Source organism: Methylocystis sp., assembly GCF_051061225.1.
Lineage (GTDB): Bacteria > Pseudomonadota > Alphaproteobacteria > Rhizobiales > Beijerinckiaceae > Methylocystis.
This window is the reverse complement of record NZ_JBPFEB010000031.1, coordinates 146,824-157,715: the sequence shown is the minus strand read 5'-3', so window position 1 is coordinate 157,715 and position 10,892 is coordinate 146,824. Positions and strand designations below refer to the sequence as shown.

The 10,892-nt window shown below is 61.9% G+C and carries 19 protein-coding genes and 1 pseudogene; 6 read left to right on the top strand and 14 right to left on the bottom strand.

Going from position 1 to position 10,892, the window contains the following annotated elements:
• From ACR652_RS07705 to ACR652_RS07695, 3 genes and pseudogenes are all read left to right on the top strand, one after another.
• Positions 1–130: pseudogene (locus ACR652_RS07705) on the top strand (IS5/IS1182 family transposase); the annotation flags it as partial.
• Positions 131–573: 443 nt separating this feature from the next.
• Complete coding sequence (locus ACR652_RS07700) at positions 574–771, top strand: hypothetical protein (protein WP_434505934.1); 198 nt, start codon at positions 574–576, stop codon at positions 769–771.
• Between the two features lie 43 nt (positions 772–814).
• Positions 815–1,189 carry a hypothetical protein gene (locus ACR652_RS07695; RefSeq protein WP_434505933.1) on the top strand — a complete coding sequence of 125 codons (375 nt, stop codon included), beginning with the start codon at positions 815–817 and terminating at the stop codon, positions 1,187–1,189.
• A gap of 269 nt (positions 1,190–1,458) precedes the next feature.
• Here ACR652_RS07695 and ACR652_RS07690 read toward each other — a convergent pair whose 3' ends face one another.
• The 5 genes from ACR652_RS07690 to ACR652_RS07670 all read right to left on the bottom strand — a co-directional run bounded on the left by ACR652_RS07690 (position 1,459) and on the right by ACR652_RS07670 (position 3,079).
• Positions 1,459–1,857: a hypothetical protein gene (locus ACR652_RS07690; RefSeq protein WP_434505932.1), complete on the bottom strand. Its 399-nt coding sequence runs from the start codon at positions 1,855–1,857 to the stop codon at positions 1,459–1,461.
• Between the two features lie 408 nt (positions 1,858–2,265).
• Complete coding sequence (locus tag ACR652_RS07685; RefSeq protein ID WP_434505931.1) at positions 2,266–2,457, bottom strand: hypothetical protein; 192 nt, start codon at positions 2,455–2,457, stop codon at positions 2,266–2,268.
• Positions 2,454–2,741 carry a hypothetical protein gene (locus ACR652_RS07680; RefSeq protein WP_434505930.1) on the bottom strand — a complete coding sequence of 96 codons (288 nt, stop codon included), beginning with the start codon at positions 2,739–2,741 and terminating at the stop codon, positions 2,454–2,456. Before ACR652_RS07680 ends, ACR652_RS07685 begins: the two co-directional genes overlap by 4 nt.
• Positions 2,734–2,961, bottom strand: coding sequence for a hypothetical protein (locus tag ACR652_RS07675; RefSeq protein ID WP_434505929.1), 228 nt, complete (start codon positions 2,959–2,961; stop codon positions 2,734–2,736). The genes ACR652_RS07680 and ACR652_RS07675 overlap by 8 nt, the downstream gene beginning before the upstream one ends.
• Positions 2,951–3,079 (bottom strand): hypothetical protein, encoded by a 129-nt coding sequence (locus ACR652_RS07670; protein ID WP_434505928.1) that lies wholly within the window; start codon positions 3,077–3,079, stop codon positions 2,951–2,953. Before ACR652_RS07670 ends, ACR652_RS07675 begins: the two co-directional genes overlap by 11 nt.
• Positions 3,080–3,210: 131 nt before the next feature.
• Here ACR652_RS07670 and ACR652_RS07665 point away from each other — a divergent pair, with 131 nt between their 5' ends.
• The 3 genes from ACR652_RS07665 (at position 3,211) to ACR652_RS07655 (ending at position 5,307) form a co-directional block, all read left to right on the top strand.
• On the top strand, positions 3,211–3,507 hold the full coding sequence (locus tag ACR652_RS07665; protein WP_434505927.1) for a helix-turn-helix domain-containing protein: 297 nt from the start codon (positions 3,211–3,213) through the stop codon (positions 3,505–3,507).
• A 34-nt stretch (positions 3,508–3,541) separates the two neighbouring features.
• Entirely contained in the window at positions 3,542–3,757 is a 216-nt protein-coding gene (locus ACR652_RS07660) for a GcrA family cell cycle regulator (protein WP_434505926.1), read from the top strand.
• Between the two features lie 980 nt (positions 3,758–4,737).
• Positions 4,738–5,307 (top strand): hypothetical protein, encoded by a 570-nt coding sequence (locus ACR652_RS07655; protein ID WP_434505925.1) that lies wholly within the window; start codon positions 4,738–4,740, stop codon positions 5,305–5,307.
• Positions 5,308–5,376: 69 nt separating this feature from the next.
• On the opposite strand, the gene ACR652_RS07650 is transcribed toward ACR652_RS07655, so the two are convergent.
• From ACR652_RS07650 to ACR652_RS07610, 9 genes are all read right to left on the bottom strand, one after another.
• Complete coding sequence (locus ACR652_RS07650) at positions 5,377–5,637, bottom strand: hypothetical protein (protein WP_434505924.1); 261 nt, start codon at positions 5,635–5,637, stop codon at positions 5,377–5,379.
• Positions 5,634–7,535: a hypothetical protein gene (locus tag ACR652_RS07645; protein ID WP_434505923.1), complete on the bottom strand. Its 1,902-nt coding sequence runs from the start codon at positions 7,533–7,535 to the stop codon at positions 5,634–5,636. The genes ACR652_RS07650 and ACR652_RS07645 overlap by 4 nt, the downstream gene beginning before the upstream one ends.
• Positions 7,536–7,539: 4 nt before the next feature.
• Entirely contained in the window at positions 7,540–7,806 is a 267-nt protein-coding gene (locus ACR652_RS07640; protein WP_434505922.1) for a hypothetical protein, read from the bottom strand.
• The gene (locus ACR652_RS07635; RefSeq protein WP_434505921.1) at positions 7,799–8,338 is read right to left on the bottom strand and encodes a hypothetical protein; all 540 of its coding nucleotides are present in this window, start codon (positions 8,336–8,338) and stop codon (positions 7,799–7,801) included. Before ACR652_RS07635 ends, ACR652_RS07640 begins: the two co-directional genes overlap by 8 nt.
• A 247-nt stretch (positions 8,339–8,585) precedes the next feature.
• Complete coding sequence (locus ACR652_RS07630; RefSeq protein ID WP_434505920.1) at positions 8,586–8,945, bottom strand: hypothetical protein; 360 nt, start codon at positions 8,943–8,945, stop codon at positions 8,586–8,588.
• Complete coding sequence (locus ACR652_RS07625; protein WP_434505919.1) at positions 8,942–9,562, bottom strand: hypothetical protein; 621 nt, start codon at positions 9,560–9,562, stop codon at positions 8,942–8,944. Before ACR652_RS07625 ends, ACR652_RS07630 begins: the two co-directional genes overlap by 4 nt.
• Positions 9,559–10,134 carry a hypothetical protein gene (locus ACR652_RS07620; protein WP_434505918.1) on the bottom strand — a complete coding sequence of 192 codons (576 nt, stop codon included), beginning with the start codon at positions 10,132–10,134 and terminating at the stop codon, positions 9,559–9,561. The genes ACR652_RS07625 and ACR652_RS07620 overlap by 4 nt, the downstream gene beginning before the upstream one ends.
• 1 nt (position 10,135) lies before the next feature.
• The gene (locus ACR652_RS07615; RefSeq protein ID WP_434505917.1) at positions 10,136–10,336 is read right to left on the bottom strand and encodes a hypothetical protein; all 201 of its coding nucleotides are present in this window, start codon (positions 10,334–10,336) and stop codon (positions 10,136–10,138) included.
• A 38-nt stretch (positions 10,337–10,374) separates the two neighbouring features.
• The gene (locus ACR652_RS07610; RefSeq protein WP_434505916.1) at positions 10,375–10,770 is read right to left on the bottom strand and encodes a hypothetical protein; all 396 of its coding nucleotides are present in this window, start codon (positions 10,768–10,770) and stop codon (positions 10,375–10,377) included.
• Positions 10,771–10,892 lie beyond the last annotated feature (122 nt).

Here is a 10,892-nt window from a genome sequence, read left to right as displayed (position 1 = left end):
GGCGACACGATGCAGGCGGCTCGTCAAAGATTACGAGCGCTATGCTCAGACCCTCGCAGGCCTCCACGTCGTCGCCTTCGCATGTCTCATGCTCAAGCGCGCCGCAGAATTCATGCTCCAAGGTGCATAACACCCTCTAGTTAGAAGCCAGAACGGAACGGTTATCTTCGAAATAAGCAGAGATTCCCCTGGGCGCTAGATTAAAACGCCCCGCCGATACATCCACGGTCGGGGCGTTTGCAGACTTTCAAACTGCGATCTGCAACGCTGTGATGATCGTAAGGACAAAAGCCTCCAGGGTGATAGCGAGGGCTATGACTTGTTCCGGCATGGCGAGTTCTCAGGCAAGCGAGGGGGCCTCCTGAGAGCGTAATGCGAGTAACACCGTTCGGTTCCAGATAGTTAGATGCAAAAACGCCCGGCCTGTCCATTCGCGGTCACGCCGGAACGAAATCCAGTTGGCCGCATTGTCATGGTGCCGCGGCGGCTCATCCATCTCGCCGGCAAATACGCACGGCACCATGGATGGCTGCCACAGCAAAGGCCCCGCCGAATACAAGGGAGCGCATGATCATGGGCAACGACGACAAACCTTCAACGTCGGTAAAATCCACAGAGCCGACGACAAAATCCACTGAGCCCAGCAAGCAAACATCGCAGCCCGCCAAGAGTGAAGAAGATAAGGACATCGAGAACAAGTCCAGGAATTGGGGAGACAGATTTGGGGGCATCATTAGAAACCCCGGTAAACCCGGAAATCCTGCGAATTGAGCAGAAACGAACATTGCTTGGTTAGCAAAAAATGGGAAAAAACATGAATATGACAACACAGCCAATCGCCGAATCCAACGATTTGCCCAATCTTCCGGAAGAATTAGCCATTGCACGACGCGCAATAGAACTGCCCGAGATTCAAGAAATGATGCGCAAATTGGCAACATATAATCTCGGCATTTACATGCCGCATATGCACGATGAGAAGACCGGAGCGTTCAAAGTCCTTCCTGCGGGTGTGACCCAAGTGGAAGACAATTTGAAGATATCGTTCCAATCGGAGGATCCGCAGGGACGCTCCTACGTTCCTGTGGCGTGGCTATGGCGTGACGGTCCAACCCCAGGAGCTAAATGTGCGGCGATTTGTATGACGGTCCATCACGCCCCCTTGGGAGCAGAAGACTCTAGCTTGTAACCATCCTGCCGAGCAGGGCGTAGACGATGGCGAGAAGGGGGGAGGACGCGCGTCAGGCCACGCGCCGCTGGGCGGTGATGTCGCGGCCCATGTTGATCGGGCTGGCGCTCGGCGCGAATGCGTTCCGCCGCCCATGGCGTGCTCAGGCACCGTTGGAACGCAGCGGCCGAGCCCGCGAAAGTCGCCCTTCGTTAGCTCGGCCGCCTTCGCCCTTCTGGCCTGGTGTATAATTCGTGCGCATGGGTCCTCCGGCAATCCCGATCATAGTTTCACTCGGCCGCCTGCATCGCCGGCGGCCAGCGGCTCGGGAAGCGCCAGCCGCCGCGCCGATCGAGAGGCGGTGTCCGGCCTCTGAAGCGGGTCCACGCGGCCCATTCAGGGGATCCGCACTCGATCCAGACGAGCGGTTTAACCGGCCCAGATTTTGGCCCGTTGCGCCACCGCCCCTCATCCAGCCAGCGCCGCGCCGACATGGTGAACCTCGCCGGCTGGCCCTCTCTGGACCGTGCATAGGCCAAGGCGCCCGCGATGATCGCCTCGGAGTCCGCGCGCCTGATCGCCCGGGCCCATGCCTCCCGCGCGGCGGTGACGTCGTGCGGCTCGTCTCTCGCCGGGAAGGCTGAGAGGAACCGCTGGAAGGGGTCTGTCTGGTCACGATCAGCGGGCATTGGGCTTCCCCAAGAGCGTCTTTTTTTCAGATGTCTTTTCGGGAGTTTCCCCGATGGCTTTTGGTGAGGGCGGGGAGGACGCACTTCGCCTAGCAAGGGCGAAATGCATCGGCTGGCTTTCGGAGCCGGGCCGTATCGTTGCACTGGCGTGGCGACTGCTTTCGCGGGCCCGGGTCAGCCGGTAGGCCCTTCATCGCTGCTTCATCTGACGGCGGGGAAACGGCGCGACGCCAGCCACATCCGCTTCCCGTGCGGCTCCTGTTCGGGCCGCGTCCTGTGCGCCCAACGCAAAATTGCGTCGGGCCACTTTCGCCCGCTTCGCTGCCCGGCCGGTCATGTTCCCGGTCCTTCGTCCCATGGGGGAATCGCTGCTGTGGACTTTCCCGCGCCCGTAGGCGCGGGCCGAGATCAGTAAATCCGGGTGGGATTTCGGTCGCCGCTCGGCGGCCCAAGCTCTTCGTCGGCTCCGTCTTCGAGATCCGCGTCGCCGTCGAGCTGATCAAGCAAGTCGATCAGCGTCTCGACCAGCGCCTCGATACGGCGGCGAGCGTCGCGGGGGAGTTCTACGAAGCTGCGCGATGGAGGGGCCGCGTGCATCATGGCTGCCCTCTTGTCGTCAGGTGAATGTCGATCGCGGTGAGAATCTCTTCGGCGTAGGACGTCGCCCAGCTAGCCCCCCAAAGCGCCTTCTGGACTGAAAGCAGGTAGGCGAGCTTCGAAAAGAACTCTGCGTCGTCGGCGCATGGGGTGCGGGCCAGCGTGTCCAAGGCGGCAGTCTCGGCGTCGACGAGCTCCTGCGGCACATCGTCGGGGCCGGTGTGGGCCTCGATGGCGGCGCGGGCCGTCTTGTGGCGCTCAATGGCGGCGGACAGGGGATCAGCCATTTCTCGCCTCCTTCTCGGCACGCATCATCTCAAGGAGGTCACCGGCTGCTCTAGCGGCGTCCTTCAACAATTCGTCCAAGCCGTCGACTCTGTTGATCGCGTCATACTGCTCGGCGATGGAAACGAGCTGCGCCAACGCGTCGAGCCGGCGGAACTGCCTAAGCGCCAAATCGTAAGGCGTCGGGCCGATGATGGTTTCGGCTTCGGTCTCAGCGGCCATGACGGCGGCCTCCCCGAATGGCGGCCACGGCGCGCGCGGTTTCGGCCGCGGTGAAGGCGAGCCAGAGCAGGGCAAATGGACTGAGGAAGTAGAGGGTTGCGGCGGTCTTCCAGGTCATGGGCATGGCTTTCCCGTTCACCGGAAAGGGGTTTTCCGGCGGTGCGAGGCGTGATAGAAAGTTATAACGACGCTCTAACGTTAGGGCGAAAAACTCAGGACGTCAACTCAAACTTATAACAGGGTGCGCACATGGTCCCGGTTCAATGCAAGATGGCCAGAGTCGCACTTGGTCTAGGCGTGCGAGAATTGGCCGAGCTTGCGAAGGTCGCTCCGGCAACAATCTCTCGGCTCGAGGCAGGGGAAAATCTGCATCCGCGAACGCTTGACGCCATCCGCGCCGCGCTCGAGGCGGCGGGTGTCGTTTTCCTCGAACCGGGCGAAAGCGCCGATGGCGGGCCGGGCGTACGTCTCCGGAGGGACAAGCAGGACAATGCGGCGGCTTCTGTAATCCCGATCGAGAATCTCAGCGCCGAGAACGACGAGTAGTGCTGCAAACGCGGCGCTAGGAAAGGAACTGATTATGAGTGATGCCGCCGCGGCTTTGGCTAACCGAGCGCGTAAGAGCGCGAGGAGCGCCGGAATATCGTTCTGGGAGTTGCGCGAAGGACGTTGCAGGTTTCCGTTAGGTCTGATCCATGAACCGCCGACGCTCTTTTGCGGCGCGCCGGCAGTTATCGGCGTGCCTTATTGCCCCGACTGTGGGCGTCTAGCGTATGCGCCAAGCTCTCGGAGGTGAAATAGGCGCCAACCTCGGACCCTCGAAGCTCCGCAGCACGCCAACCATCGCGAGGAGCCCATGTCGAGGATTTTGCGATCGCTGAAGCCGCCCGCACAGGCACCGCCGACCACTCCACAGCGTAGGCAGCAGGCGTGGCTTTCGACAACCGCGATGGTATGGTGCCTGTGCGGCTGGCAAGATCGAATGGACCATAGGCGATGGCCGAGCCGCTAAGCCCTACGACAATCATTGAAACGCTGCGGTCCATGGGGATTTCGGACGCAGAGATCTCTTGCCGAGAATTAGCGCACGGCTGGCGGGTTCGGGCCCCAGGGGGGCTCGTGGTGCAGATCCGCAAGAATGGCGAGCTGGTGATATCGGGCAAAAACACTCACGCCGTGCGCAGAGCGCTGGGCCTGACCGGGCGGGGAAAATTAAAGCCGCCGGCATGAAGGTCCGGGGGTGCGGCGCAGAAAGGAAACTCGGAAATGAGTTCGACGGACAATGAGCAGCGAATGCGACTAACTGAGGCGGCGAAGCTCGTTGGCGTCTCAGTCGGCGCGCTTCGCACGGAAAGAGACCGCGGGCGGCTTGTCATCTGGCGCATTGCAGGAAGGGATTGGGTGTCCCTCGAAGAGGTTGACAGGTTGCTTCAAGCGGTGCCGAGGCGGCCATGAGGATCAAAAAAGGAAAGCGCGGAGCGAGGCCGGCCTAAGGTGGAGAAATTCCTGGGCGGGGGCGGAGCGGACGGGCAATAGGGCGTCGGCCCCTTGGGGAGCGATGGGATGAAGCTCAAAGTCGAGATGACCCCAGAAGCTCAAGGAGACGGGCGAGCGCCTAGCGGGCATGAACCTAGGCGAAGACGGATTGCTCGCCGCGGCCATCCTCATGCGCATCGCTGCAAATTATGAGCGGGCACGCGAAGTGGCCGACTTTGAGTTGCTTCTTGAGAACGGCGAGGGGCCGGGGGTGAGGCCGAGGAAGTAATAGGCACGAAGATGAACGATCAGGCTGAAGACGATGATGATCTAGAGGAATCCCTAAAACACCGAGAACGCTTTTTTGAGTTGGTCGGGCGTTGCATCGTGAGATACCAGAGTGTCGAAGACTTCTTGCCGCAGGTATTCTGTGCCGCTTTGGGCGGCGATGAGGAGAGAGCATCTGCCATATTCTCGGTTGTGGCAAATAGAGGCCTAGACACAAAGATTAAGGCTATATCTGCCGCGCTTTTTGGTCTTGATGAAAGCATTGTCGCCCCATGGCGCGATCTCAGTGGAAGAGTCATTGCTGCGGCAGAAGCGAGAAACGAAATGGCGCACGGCAATTCTGTCAGTGCGGGCACCACAGTAATTATCACCGTGGATAAAAGCGGAAAGCCTTTGCGGGTCTCCTCAGTAGGAAAGACACGGACTGAGCTCCACAAGACTAAGGGGGCAAAAAAATCTGTGTGGACGCTGGAGAAACTGGTGGAAGAGGAAGAGAAGATCTGGAGGCTGATCCGCAATCTCATCGCCTATCAAAAATTCCTACGCGGCGAAAAGGTGCCTCCACATTTGCTTGAGTGCTGAAGTCATCCTCTCGGAGGTCGAGTTTGCCACGATGCGCTGGGCGCGTTGTGGGTTTCAGCACGGTCGCGATCACAAGAGGGCTGTTATCTCACGCCCGATCGCCCGCTCCAGCTCCGGGGGCAGTTCGATGGCGGGGAGCACCTTCCCCCCATGCGCCACGCCCGGCGCGTCGATCGTGAGCTTGCCGTCCAGGCCGCGGCGGACCTCGAGGCCATTCACGGCGATCTCGACTCCCGAGATCCACACGCGGGCGCTCGCGATCGCCAGCACGCCGCCCCTGCCGACGTGCTGGATTTCAACTGTGAGGCGCGTTTTCGTCGTGCGCGTCATTGCGTCGGCGGCATGGACACGCCAGTGTCAGGCGACAGCGCGCCCTCTGTCGACGTTGTCGAGGTCGCGAAGATGCTGAAACCCGGCGCGGGCGCCACGCGCACGTCTACAGCGATGCGCGCCGCGCCCTCGAGCTTCGCGACTGGCGTTTGCTGCATCACAGGCCCGCCGAGCCCAAAATTCAGGATGCCGGCGCGTTCGCTTTTGGCCGGGGCAGTCATCTCGGCGATCGGTTTCGGAACCTGAAAAAGTTTGTCGGTCTCGTCCAGCATCGCAGAGAGCTTGCGGTAGTTTTCCGTCAGCTTGTAGCCAAGAGCGCCCAGGTCTGCGGCAAGCGCGACAGGCCCCATCGTATTCGCGAACGCGCCAAGAGACGCGCCGAGCCCGGCACCGCCGAAATAGCCGCCGAGGCTCGCAAGGCCGAAATGCGTCCCAAGCCCGGCCAAAAGCCCGCCCCCGATGAGCGTCTGCGTGCGCTTATGCGGATCTTCGGTCAGGTCCTTGTTGAGGATTCCGAGCTTTTCCGACGCCCAGTCTACAATGCCCGTCAGTTTCGGCGTCACGTCCTTGCCGAGCGTCGCGGACAAGGCGTCAAACTGGTTCTTGAGCCCCTGCGTTGCCTGCCCGAGGTCTTGCGTCATTTGCGTGTATGCGGCGTCGAGGCCCTTCGCACCTTCGATGAGCGCAGCATCCTTGGTGATGCGCGGTTGCTGCGTCGCGAGCAGGCCGACCATCTGCGCGGCCGTCTGGTTCTGGAAATCTTGCGAGATGCGCGCGAGAATATCTTCCTTGCTCGTCACGCCGGCCTTGGCGAGTGATGGCAGATAGAACTGCTTCACCCACTCGTTGGGGTCGCTCTGCGCGAGCTGCCAGCCCTGCATGTGGGCTCCGGGCTTAAAGCCCTTTGCCTCACCCGTCTTCGTGAAGAGCAAGTCCTTCTGATCCGCAAGCCCGAGGGACACGAAGTCCTTGAGCGCCGAATGCTTCATGACGCCGCCGACAATCGCCGCGTTGAACGCACTCACCGCCTTACCGTAAGACGAGCCGCCCAATTCCTGCGCCAGCGTGGGGGCAGTCGAAAGGATGAAATGCTCGGAGAGGCCCGGCGTAGCCTGACGGCCATATTTGAACATCTCGTAATACTGATAGGGCTTCAGCGTGTCGCCGAAGACGTTGAGCGCCTTCGCAATGCCGTTCAGATATTCCTTCAGCTTCGGCAAGTCCTGCGTCACGCCTTTGATTTCGAGACCCTTGACGAGCTGGTCGAAATCTTCGTTTACGTTCTCACTCGGCCGGTTGAACTGCGCTATCGTGCGAAGCTTCAACATCGGTTCCATGATCTGCGCGGCTTCCTCATAGGTGCCGACGATGGAACGCGCGTTGCGCAGCATGTGAAGAATGTCGTTTTGCGCGATCGGCTTGAACTCGCGCGAGAGCTTCCCCGCCTCGCTGAAAGCGTCGGCGATCTCCGGGCCGGTCATGCCGGAGGATTCCATCTTGATGCGTTCGTGAACTTGATCCGCCGCGTCCTTTGAGATTTTCGCAACGAAGGGGACAGTGGCGCCTGCCAACGCGCCGGTCGTGATGGTTGCTCCGACAAGGCGCTCGCCGACAACGCGCGCGGTCTCGGAAAGACGAGTGCGGTTGGCCCCAACGCTCGCCGCGACGGCCGCAGTCGTCATATTCAGAGAACTGGACATACGCTGGGCAATGTCCTCGTGGAGCATTTTGGATTGCCCCACGGAGCTCATCGCCCGAGCGATCCCGTCCATGCGGCGGCTGGCCCCGGCGGCGGCTCCCTCCATCTGCCGGAGCTTCTGCGCGACGCTCGCGAATGTCGCGCCGGTGCGATCCTCAGCGGTGATTTTCGCGCGTGTTTCGATCGTTTTAACGGCCATGGAGTTACTCCGCTTTCAGTTCGGCGCCCGCCGCGCGTTGGGCGTGGTCTTCCTGATCCATGATCGCTTCGGCGGCAGAGAGAAGGAATGCCGCCGTTTCCCGTGGCGAGGTCCTTGCCTTCATCATGCCAATGGCTGCCTCAAATGTGCCGGTGCAATGCGCGAGCGTCACATCGTCAGCCTCTTTTATGGCAATTCGCGCTAGGCGCGTGGCGGTCTCTCTCAGCGCCGCGTCTCTCGCGGGATGGCGGGCGACCTGTTCTTCAGTCATTCGATTTTTCCTTTGCTTGCGCGTCAAGATCATCCGCGATTTCGGTCAAAGCGTCGCGAATGTAGCGGTCGAATATTTCGAGCTCGGCTCGGGTCAGGTGTGGAATATCGAAGGGGATCTGAGATGGGATGGCCAAGAGCCGATTGCGAATGAGAAAACACATATCGCCCCATTTCCGCTCAACGTCTTTGGCGAGGACGTATTCGCCGAGGAGCGACCTGGTTTTGAGTTCAACGGCTTCTCTCTGAGCGCGCGCCAAGGCAGCGCGTTCCTTCGCCAAGTCTGCCTGCGCGCTTCCCCCGCCACGGCCGGCGGCCGTCTGTGAGAGGTGTTCGATCAGCGCTTGAAGGCCGGCAGGGTGCGGAATCTTGCCCTCGGCATTCGTGGGGATCGCTCCTTCGCGGACGAAGCGGCTAACACGCTGTCGGGACATGGCGCACATCGCGCCGAATTCGGCCTGCGTCTTCTCAGCCTCTTGAACTGTCGCAGCCATCCCCCTGCTGGTTTGCACATTTTTGGTCGGTTTTCTCATAAGGGTCCGCCGCTCAAGTGGTTGAAAACGTTATGTCAATGCCCTAGGGGGAAGTTGAAGAGCGTCTTTTCCCGGGCTGCCACGCACCGCCCCGCTTTTTTGGAGCGCCTGGAGGACCCGTGACGGCATACCCTCCAGCCCTCCTCGCCCTCCCGATGGTCAGCGGGCGGCGGCGCTGCTGCTCGCCACCGCCCGCCTCGCGCGTCGTCTTCCGCCGATGGGGACGGGCGCGCATTCCGAGACCCTGCTACGAGATCGACTCGAGGACGCGCAGCGCGCGGTTATGTGCGGCGAGCTCGTCACAGATCGAACCGTGCGCGCGCTCGATTTCCGCGATCTCCTCTTCGCTAGTCGCCTGTTTTACTTCCCCGGCTTTCGCGCTTGCCGCCAGGTCGAGAGCATCGATCCTCCGTTGCAGAAGCTCGCGAGCCGAGGCATTCCCGCTGCCTGCGGAAAAGTCTGGCGAAGGGCCTTGGATGCGCTCGGCGGCTTCCGCTGGCGCGTCGCTGGCGACGCCGAAGAAAATCAGGGCGTCGGCTTCGTGGGCGGGGAGCTCGAGTGTTTGCCCCGCCCTGTAGTGTCGGAAGTCCTTAAGCATTCTGATCATTCGACCGTCCCCCAGTTCTCGAAAATCCCCCGCCGCGCCCCGCCGGCCTCCAGCAGGCGTTCGGCCGTTGCGGCGGGAACCATGAATTCGACTAGCCCCGTCTCTTCGGCGTGCTCGGCTTTGATCAGTTCGAGGCGCAAGCCGCGCGACAATTCGTCGGCGAGGTTTTTGACGGCGCGCCAGACCATGGGCGACGCTAGCAACCGCCGGGCGGCCATCCGGGTTAGTCGCGTCCAGGCGTCGGCGGAGCGGCCGCTGGCGTAGTGCGTGAGATTCGCCAAGCTCGTTACGCGCCGCATGTCGCCTTCGTCGCCATGGGTATTGCCGGCGACGCGCTCCTGCGCCAACGGGCCCGCCCAAGCGACCAGAGCGCCGGGGAGAAAGAGGCGATGACTCTCGAATGACTTGGCCCATGCCGGTGGTGGGCCAGGGTTTTCTTGGGGAATGTCGTCGATCGAGACGCGCCGGCAGCTATGAAACTCGCCGACGTAGCCCGATAGCCGCGCCCCGCCGTCGCGCGCCTGCAAAACCGCGTCATTGACAGGCAGCCCGAGCACGAATGCCGCGGCGGCATGGGCGGCTTCGTGAGTGGCGAGAGCTCTGATCGGGTCGCTCATTCGGCTCCCCCGTCCAGCGCCGAGCGGCGGCTATCTTCGTGGCGGCGCGCTTGATCCAGCCGACTCCCGAAACCCTCCACCACCTCGTGACTGACAGCGAGAATCCCACCATCATGCCAATGCGCCGGCACATGGCCAGCCCTACGCGCAGCGGCGTCGTATTCCACATGGGCAGCCTTCACCGCTTCGAGAGCTGCGTGAGCCGATTTCATCGCCTCGTGGAAAGCGGTTGCCGCGTCGTGGCGCTCATCGAAGGCAGAGCGCATCTGGCGTTCGGCGACTTCGCGTTGCGCTTGCTGGAGGCGGTCGTTCAGCTCGGCCTCGAGCGCGTCCAGCCTTTCAAGCCGCGCGTGAAGGCGATCTCCTGAGACGTCGTGTTTAACGATTGCGTCTTCGCTCACGGTAGAGTCTGTGAGCATCCCCTTGCGCTTGGCGGCGTGACCGGAAAGTTCGGCGTGGAGGCGCGCGCGTTCGGCTTCGATGGCCTCCAGGTCGTCCAGGATGGTCGCGATTTTCGCCTCGGCGGTCTCTGCCGCGTTGGCGTTGCTGCGAATGAAATCAAAGAAACCCATATCACTTTTCCCCGGCCATGGCGTTGGCGGCGGTCTCGTTTTGTCTTTTCAGCCCCAGCGCGGCGGCGGCGCGGACAAGAAGCGGCGTGGCGTCGACGGCCACCTTCGCAGCGATGAGCGCATTGGCCTCGGCGTCAGAGAAGCCGGCGATTTCGTCGACTTGATACATCCGATATGTCTTGAGAAAGCGCACGCTCTTCAATTTGCCCTCCATTGGCCCGAAGCAAATCACCTGTGCGGTCATGTTCCTTCGGGCTGGTTTGCAACATCAAGGCGGGAAAGTTGCAAAGTCTCGCGCCCCCGGTCGCCGTCGAGGATGTTGAGCACTTGCCGCCACCCGATCGGGCGATCCCGGTTGAGCGAAGCGACCTGGCGAAGCGCGGCGCGGAGATCCCCGCTGCTGATCGGGCCGCCCGTCAGAACGCGGCCGAGGTCGCGCGCGAGGGCCTTGGCAGCCGCACTCGGTGGCATGTCGGGATAGAAGGTCGCAACGGTGTCCCGGATTGCGTCGTCTCGCCGGTCCAGCCGCGACCGCGCATCAGTCGCATCGGCGCGCGCCGCGAGGTCGCGGACGAAGGCGGCGTCGGCGGGATCGAGCTTCGAGAGGATGGCGGAGAGGGTGGCGGAGGGGGTCATTGGCCCCGACTCCCACCGGACAAACCGGACAAACCGGACTTTTGTCCGAAAATGTCCTGGCCATAAGTCGGAACGGGAACCGGACGGACAGGACACTCTCCCTTTAGGGAGTGTCCGAAATG

Excerpts from the sequence above, each read along its gene's own strand:
- ACR652_RS07700 (WP_434505934.1), top strand. The coding sequence starts at position 574 with ATGGGCAACGACGACAAACCTTCAACGTCGGTAAAATCCACAGAGCCG.
- ACR652_RS07695 (WP_434505933.1), top strand. The coding sequence starts at position 815 with ATGAATATGACAACACAGCCAATCGCCGAATCCAACGATTTGCCCAAT.
- ACR652_RS07690 (WP_434505932.1), bottom strand. The coding sequence starts at position 1,857 with ATGCCCGCTGATCGTGACCAGACAGACCCCTTCCAGCGGTTCCTCTCA.
- ACR652_RS07685 (WP_434505931.1), bottom strand. The coding sequence starts at position 2,457 with ATGATGCACGCGGCCCCTCCATCGCGCAGCTTCGTAGAACTCCCCCGC.
- ACR652_RS07680 (WP_434505930.1), bottom strand. The coding sequence starts at position 2,741 with ATGGCTGATCCCCTGTCCGCCGCCATTGAGCGCCACAAGACGGCCCGC.
- ACR652_RS07675 (WP_434505929.1), bottom strand. The coding sequence starts at position 2,961 with ATGGCCGCTGAGACCGAAGCCGAAACCATCATCGGCCCGACGCCTTAC.
- ACR652_RS07670 (WP_434505928.1), bottom strand. The coding sequence starts at position 3,079 with ATGACCTGGAAGACCGCCGCAACCCTCTACTTCCTCAGTCCATTTGCC.
- ACR652_RS07665 (WP_434505927.1), top strand. The coding sequence starts at position 3,211 with ATGGTCCCGGTTCAATGCAAGATGGCCAGAGTCGCACTTGGTCTAGGC.
- ACR652_RS07660 (WP_434505926.1), top strand. The coding sequence starts at position 3,542 with ATGAGTGATGCCGCCGCGGCTTTGGCTAACCGAGCGCGTAAGAGCGCG.
- ACR652_RS07655 (WP_434505925.1), top strand. The coding sequence starts at position 4,738 with ATGAACGATCAGGCTGAAGACGATGATGATCTAGAGGAATCCCTAAAA.
- ACR652_RS07650 (WP_434505924.1), bottom strand. The coding sequence starts at position 5,637 with ATGACGCGCACGACGAAAACGCGCCTCACAGTTGAAATCCAGCACGTC.
- ACR652_RS07645 (WP_434505923.1), bottom strand. The coding sequence starts at position 7,535 with ATGGCCGTTAAAACGATCGAAACACGCGCGAAAATCACCGCTGAGGAT.
- ACR652_RS07640 (WP_434505922.1), bottom strand. The coding sequence starts at position 7,806 with ATGACTGAAGAACAGGTCGCCCGCCATCCCGCGAGAGACGCGGCGCTG.
- ACR652_RS07635 (WP_434505921.1), bottom strand. The coding sequence starts at position 8,338 with ATGAGAAAACCGACCAAAAATGTGCAAACCAGCAGGGGGATGGCTGCG.
- ACR652_RS07630 (WP_434505920.1), bottom strand. The coding sequence starts at position 8,945 with ATGATCAGAATGCTTAAGGACTTCCGACACTACAGGGCGGGGCAAACA.
- ACR652_RS07625 (WP_434505919.1), bottom strand. The coding sequence starts at position 9,562 with ATGAGCGACCCGATCAGAGCTCTCGCCACTCACGAAGCCGCCCATGCC.
- ACR652_RS07620 (WP_434505918.1), bottom strand. The coding sequence starts at position 10,134 with ATGGGTTTCTTTGATTTCATTCGCAGCAACGCCAACGCGGCAGAGACC.
- ACR652_RS07610 (WP_434505916.1), bottom strand. The coding sequence starts at position 10,770 with ATGACCCCCTCCGCCACCCTCTCCGCCATCCTCTCGAAGCTCGATCCC.